The 6045-nt window shown below is 70.1% G+C and carries 7 protein-coding genes; 4 read left to right on the top strand and 3 right to left on the bottom strand.

The genetic code is table 11. From position 1 onward, the window contains the following. Positions 1-35: 35 nt before the first annotated feature. From ACWGI8_RS37470 to ACWGI8_RS37460, 3 genes are all read right to left on the bottom strand, one after another. Positions 36-263, bottom strand: coding sequence for a DUF3107 domain-containing protein (locus ACWGI8_RS37470; protein WP_453667905.1), 228 nt, complete (start codon positions 261-263; stop codon positions 36-38). A 118-nt stretch (positions 264-381) separates the two neighbouring features. After that, a complete protein-coding gene (locus ACWGI8_RS37465) occupies positions 382-1035 on the bottom strand; it encodes a TetR/AcrR family transcriptional regulator (protein WP_453667904.1) in 654 nt (217 codons plus the stop codon). Between the two features lie 163 nt (positions 1036-1198). After that, positions 1199-1432 (bottom strand): hypothetical protein, encoded by a 234-nt coding sequence (locus tag ACWGI8_RS37460; RefSeq protein WP_453667903.1) that lies wholly within the window; start codon positions 1430-1432, stop codon positions 1199-1201. Between the two features lie 138 nt (positions 1433-1570). On the opposite strand from ACWGI8_RS37460, the gene ACWGI8_RS37455 reads away from it, so the two are divergent. From ACWGI8_RS37455 to ACWGI8_RS37440, 4 genes are all read left to right on the top strand, one after another. Beyond that, positions 1571-2530: an alpha/beta fold hydrolase gene (locus ACWGI8_RS37455; protein WP_453667902.1), complete on the top strand. Its 960-nt coding sequence runs from the start codon at positions 1571-1573 to the stop codon at positions 2528-2530. An 8-nt stretch (positions 2531-2538) separates the two neighbouring features. Then, entirely contained in the window at positions 2539-3879 is a 1341-nt protein-coding gene (locus ACWGI8_RS37450; RefSeq protein ID WP_453667901.1) for a DUF3152 domain-containing protein, read from the top strand. 89 nt (positions 3880-3968) lie between these two features. After that, positions 3969-4064 (top strand): Ms4533A family Cys-rich leader peptide, encoded by a 96-nt coding sequence (locus tag ACWGI8_RS37445; protein ID WP_453667900.1) that lies wholly within the window; start codon positions 3969-3971, stop codon positions 4062-4064. Between the two features lie 194 nt (positions 4065-4258). Next, the gene (locus tag ACWGI8_RS37440; RefSeq protein WP_453667899.1) at positions 4259-5995 is read left to right on the top strand and encodes an ABC transporter substrate-binding protein; all 1737 of its coding nucleotides are present in this window, start codon (positions 4259-4261) and stop codon (positions 5993-5995) included. Positions 5996-6045: the final 50 nt, after the last annotated feature.

The raw sequence follows: 6045 nt of genomic DNA, 5'->3' as shown, positions 1-6045 counted from the left end.
GGGGCAGTCCCGCCGGGCCCTTCCGTATGTGTGGTCTAGAGCGCGCCGAAGCCCACGCGGCGCGTGGCCGGCTCGCCGATTTCGACGTAGGCGACGCGGTCCGCCGGTACCAGCACCTTGCGGCCCTTGTCGTCCGTCAGGCTGAGCAGCTGTGCCTTGCCGGAGAGCGCGTCGGCAACCGCCTGCTCGACCTCTTCGGCGGTCAGACCGCTCTCCAGAACGATCTCCCGGGGCGCGTGCTGCACGCCGATCTTGACCTCCACGGCTATGTCCCTCCGAACGGTCAGCGATGCGCGGTCAGCCGCGCCGTACCAGCACACATTAGCCCGGTGAGGCGACGTGACACGGATCAGCCGTGCACGCCGGCAGCGAACAGGCCCGTCAGTGGCTGTCGCCGTGGCTCTCACTGCCGTGCAGCGGGAATCCGGCGATACCCCGCCACGCCAGCGAGGTCAGCAGCTGCACCGCCTTGTCGCGCGGGATCGCGGACTCGCTGGACAGCCAGTACCGGGCGACCACCTGCGACACACCGCCCAGCCCGACGGCCAGCAGCATGGACTCGTCCTTGGACAGTGCGGTGTCCTCGGCGATGACGTCGGAGATCGCCTCCGCGCACTGCAGGGACACCCGCTCGACCCGCTCGCGCACCGCGGGCTCGTTCGTCAGGTCCGACTCGAAGACCAGCCGGAACGCGCCGCCCTCGTCCTCCACGTACGCGAAGTACGCGTCCATCGTCGCCGCGACCCGAAGCTTGTTGTCCGTCGTCGACGCCAGTGCCGTACGCACGGCCTGCAGCAGCGACTCGCAGTGCTGGTCCAGCAGCGCCAGGTAGAGCTCCAGCTTCCCGGGGAAGTGCTGGTACAGCACCGGCTTGCTGACGCCGGCGCGCTCCGCGATGTCGTCCATGGCCGCCGCGTGGTACCCCTGGGCGACGAATACTTCCTGGGCCGCGCCCAGAAGCTGGTTGCGTCGGGCACGGCGCGGCAGGCGGGTGCCTCGCGGGCGGGCCGCCTCTGTCTGCTCGATGGCTGTCACGCCGCCTCCCACGTTCGATGTCACAAGCACAGTGTCGCGTGCGCGCGCTGTGCGCTCGCGCCCGCCATCGTACTTTTGGGTAACCGTGGTGCGCGCGGTGCGAGCGCAGAATTTCACGTACCGGACGCCTGCGGTAGCTGGAGATCCTGGGAATCCAAACAAATCAGCGGTAGTCGTCCTCGTCGAGTGCGACCACCCGGGCCTGTTCCGCCGCATCCGCCTCGTTCGCCGTGTCCGGGTGGATGGTGGTGAGCGGGTCGTCGCGGCGTTGCTGCAGCTCCGTGTGCTGCTCCGCGGCGTCGGCCTCCGGGGTCTCCTCGTCGAGTTCGTCGGATGTGAGCGACTGGCCCTGATCGTCTTCTGCGAAGGTTTCCGGGTCCGTCGGGTCGACAGCCATCTGGATCCCTTTCCCGTGCTCATGGGCCTGGGGCTAATACGCCCACTACGAGCCTAGGAGCAAGCTCTCCCCGACGCTATGCGATCTGTGACGGCGAACACAGGATGCGCCGCGTGATCGTCTCGTAACATTGCCCCCATGTCTTCGACCGAGCTGCCGGAAACCCGCGCCGCCGCACCGGCTCCGCGGGTCCGTGCCGTACGGGTCGCGGAGGGTGAGAAGCTGCGCTCCGTCGAGCTGCCAGGACTGACGCTCAATGTCCGGACCCGCCCCCCGGGCCGCTCGGGACTGCCCCCCGCGCTGTACGTCCACGGGCTCGGCGGCTCCTCGCTGAACTGGACGGCGCTGATGCGCCGGCTCGAGGACACCGTGGACGGCGAGGCGGTCGACCTGCCCGGCTTCGGGGACTCCCCGCCGCCGGACGACGGCGGGTACTCGATCACCTCCCATGCCCGCGCCGTCATCCGGATGCTTGACGCGGGCGGTCGCGGCCCCGTGCATCTCATCGGCAACTCGCTGGGTGGCGCCGTCACCACGCGTGTCGCGGCCGTCCGCCCGGATCTGGTGCGCACCCTCACACTGATCTCGCCCGCGCTGCCGGAGCTCCGCGCCCAGCGCTCCGCCTGGCCCACCGCGCTGATGGCGATGCCCGGAGTCACCGGGCTGTTCAGCAGACTGACGAAGGGCTGGACGGCGGAGATGCGCGTCCGCGGGGTGCTGTCCCTCTGTTACGGGGATCCGGGCCGGGTCACCGACCAGGCGTTCCGCGACGCCGTGGAGGAGATGGAGCGGCGGCTGGAGCTGCCGTACTTCTGGGACGTGATGGCGCGCTCGACGCGAGGTCTCGTTGACGCGTACACGCTGGGCGGACAGCATGGGCTGTGGCGCCAGGCGGAGCGGGTGCTCGCGCCGACTCTGCTGGTCTACGGCTGCCGCGATCAGCTCGTCTCGTACCGTATGGCGCGAAGAGCGTGCGCCGCGTTCCGTGACTCCAGACTGCTGACCCTCCCGGACGCCGGGCACGTTGCCATGATGGAGTACCCGGAGACGGTCGCGGAGGCCGTACGGGAACTACTCGACGACAGCGGTAGGAGCTGATCCGGGGCGTGGGACGACACAGTCGCAAGGGCCCCGCACCCAAGGCCGCCGACACCAGGAGCACCACCACCAGCACCACGACGACGCCCGAGACCCCCGGCTCCGGCCGGCGTCGGCGGTCCGCCGGCGCGCCGGACCAGCACTCGGGTCCGGCGGCGTACGGCACCCCGGCGCACGGCGTGCCGCAGGTGCGCGGCGGCCATCCCGAGCAGTACGAGGCGGGCGGAGGCTGGGGCTCCCCGCAAGGCTCCCCGCAAGGCACCCGGCAGGGCACCCCACCGGGCGGCCCGCAGCGCTACGGCGACTGGCAGGGCGTCCCCCGCGGACACACCGCCACCGCGACCGGGCAGCACCCGGTCGTACCGTCGCCCGGGCGTCAGGGGCCGCCGATCGGTGCCGGGGCCAGGATCCCCGGGCCGCGGCGCGAATTCGTCGAAGCCTTCGACGCGCCCGCCGCCGATGAGCAGCAGCAGGACACGCGGCGGCCCGGGCCTCCCGACGGCGCCGCCCCCGAGGAATCCCCCGCCAAGGCCGGCAAGGGCCGTACCTTCACCGGGATCGCGGCAGCCGCCGTGACCACCGTGCTCGCGGTCGTCGTCGCCGGACAGGTCACCGACACCGGTCCGGACACGCCCGCCACCCAGGCCGCCGACGGCGCGGACAGGAACGCGGAGAACGGCTCGGCGTCGCGCTCGGACCAGCGGGCGGTCCCGCCCCGGGAGGCGCCGGCCGCGCCGGCAGCGCCACCCACCTATGCGCAGCTGATGACCCGGCAGTTCCCGCTCGACCCCAAGCTCAGCGGCTCCGGGAAGTTCGACGCCGTGCCCGGCTTCGAGAAGGCGCCCGGCAAGGGCGAGAAGATCCGCTACCGCGTGGATGTCGAGCAAGGGCTCGGCCTGGACGGGAAGCTGTTCGCGGAGGCCGTCCAGAAGACTCTCAACGACGACCGGAGCTGGGCGCACGGCGGTGCCATGACGTTCGAGCGGATCTCCTCGGGGGAGCCCAAGTTCGTCATCACCCTGGCCAGCCCGGGAACCACGGCGACCTGGTGCGCCAAGTCCGATCTGGACACCGCCGAAGGCAATGTCTCCTGCGACTCCGCCAAGACCGAGCGTGTGATGATCAACGCGTTTCGCTGGGCACAGGGCTCGGAGACCTACGGGGCCAAGGCGATGCTGACGTACCGCCAGATGCTCATCAACCACGAGGTCGGACACCGCCTCGGGCACGACCATGTGAACTGCCGCACGCCCGGCGCCCTCGCCCCGGTGATGCAGCAGCAGACCAAGTCGCTGGACATCGACGGGATCAAGTGCCGCCCCAACCCCTGGGTGTATCCCGGCGATTGAGTCCGGGCGTCCCAGTAATTGAGACCGCAGTCTCAGGAATGACCCATCGCGCGTTGACATCGGACACGCGGTCGTTCATATTTCTCGGCATGTCGCACCGTCACGTCGTCTCCGATCGCGCCGCCATCGAGCTGGCGCTCATCGGCGTGACCGGGCACACCGTGTCCGACATCCTCTGTCGCTGACGCCTGCCCGAGCGCGCGTCGGCCTCTTTCACCGCCGCAATTCCGCGCCTGGGTTCAATTCCGTTCGCAGGCGCGGCATTTCGTGTGCTCGTTCTTTCTCCCGGCTCTCGCCGTGCCGTGCTGCCTGCGTGGAATTCATCGCTGTTCCCGCAGCTCCCCTCACCATCAGCAGCACACCGAGAGGTCTTCTTCCGATGCGTCAACCGTCCCTCATATCGCGCCGCGTGGCAGCGGCCGCCGTCAGCCTTGTCGTGGCCTCGGGCGCCGCCGCCTGCGCGGGGCCCAAGGGCACCGACGCCGGAGCCGGCGCCGCGGGCAAGCCCCGGAGGGGCGGCACGCTCACCGTCCTCAACAGCGACGCCCAGGCGGACTTCGACCCCGCCCGGCTCTACACCTCGGGCGGCGGCAACGTCCCCTCCCTCGTCTTCCGCACGCTCACCACCCGCAACCGCGAGGACGGCGCCGCCGGCGCCAAGGTCGTCCCCGACCTCGCCACCGACACGGGCCGGCCCAACAAGGACGCCACCGAGTGGACGTTCACGCTCAAGGACGGGCTGAAGTACGAGGACGGCACGCCGATCACGACGGCCGACATCAAGTACGGGATCGAGCGCTCCTTCGCCGCCGAACTCTCCGGCGGAGCCCCGTACCTGCGTGACTGGCTCATCGGCGGCGACACCTACCAGGGGCCCTACAAGGCTGCATCTGACGGAAAGACGGGGAAGGGCCTCGCCTCGATCGTCACGCCCGACGCGAAGACGATCGTCTTCAAGCTGAAGAAGCCGGAGGGCGAATTCCCGTTCGTCGCCACGCAGACGCAGTTCGCGCCGGTGCCCAAGGCCAAGGACACGGGCGTGAAGTACGAGGAGCACCCCGTCTCCTCGGGCCCGTACAGGGTCGTCAGGAACGAGAACGACGGCGAGCGCCTGGTCCTGGAGCGCAACCCGCACTGGTCCGAGAAGACCGACGAGGAGCGCAAGGCCTACCCCGACAAGATCGACGTCCGCTCGGGTCTCGACCAGGCCGTCATCAACCAGCGGCTGTCGACCTCCTCCGGCGCCGACGCCGCCGCCGTCACCACCGACACCAACCTGGGCCCGGCCGAACTCGCCCAGATCGGCTCCGACGAGGAGCTCGCGGGCCGCGTCGGCACCGGCCACTTCGGCTACACCAACTACCTCGCCTTCAACCCGCAGGTGAAGCCGTTCGACAACATCAAGGTGCGCCAGGCGATCTCGTACGCCGTCAACCGCACCAGTGTCATCAACGCGGCCGGCGGCTCCGCGCTCGCCGAGCCCGCCACCACCTTCCTGCCCGAGCAGAAGTCCTTCGGCTTCACGAAGTACGACCACTTCCCGGCGGGTGCGACGGGCGACCCGGCCAAGGCCAGGCAACTGCTGAAGGAGGCCGGTCACCCGAACGGCCTCACCATCACGCTGACGCACTCCACCGCGCAGAACCGGGAGACCAGCCCCGAGGTCGCCACCGCCGTCCAGGAAGCGCTCAAGAAGGCGGGCATCACGGTCGAGCTGGAGGGCCTCGAGAAGAACGCGTTCAACGAGAAGCGCTGGGCGGGCAAGGGCTCGCCCGGATTCTTCATCTCCCGCTGGGGCGCCGACTGGCCGGCCGGCGGACCCTTCCTGGCCCCGATCTTCGACGGCCGGCAGATCGTCACCGACGGCTCCAACTACAACCACGCCCTGCTGAACGACCCGGCGGTCAACAAGGAGATCGACGAGATCAACAAGCTGACCGACCTCGACGCCGCAGCCGCGCGCTGGGGCGCGCTCGACAAGAAGATCGGCACGCAGGCGCTCGACGTGCCGCTCTTCCACCCGGTCTACAAGCGGCTCGTCGGCAAGGACGTCAAGAACGTCGTCATCAGCGACTGGACCGGTGTCCTCGACGTCTCGCAGGTCGCCGTCAAGTGACCACGCTGCAAGAGACGCCGGCGGGCCCCGCGGCGAGGACGGCGGGGATC

The sequence above is a fragment of the Streptomyces sp. NPDC054841 genome (assembly GCF_053611045.1).
The sequence above is the reverse complement of the archived record's forward strand: the minus strand, read 5'-3'. Positions and strand labels throughout refer to the sequence as shown.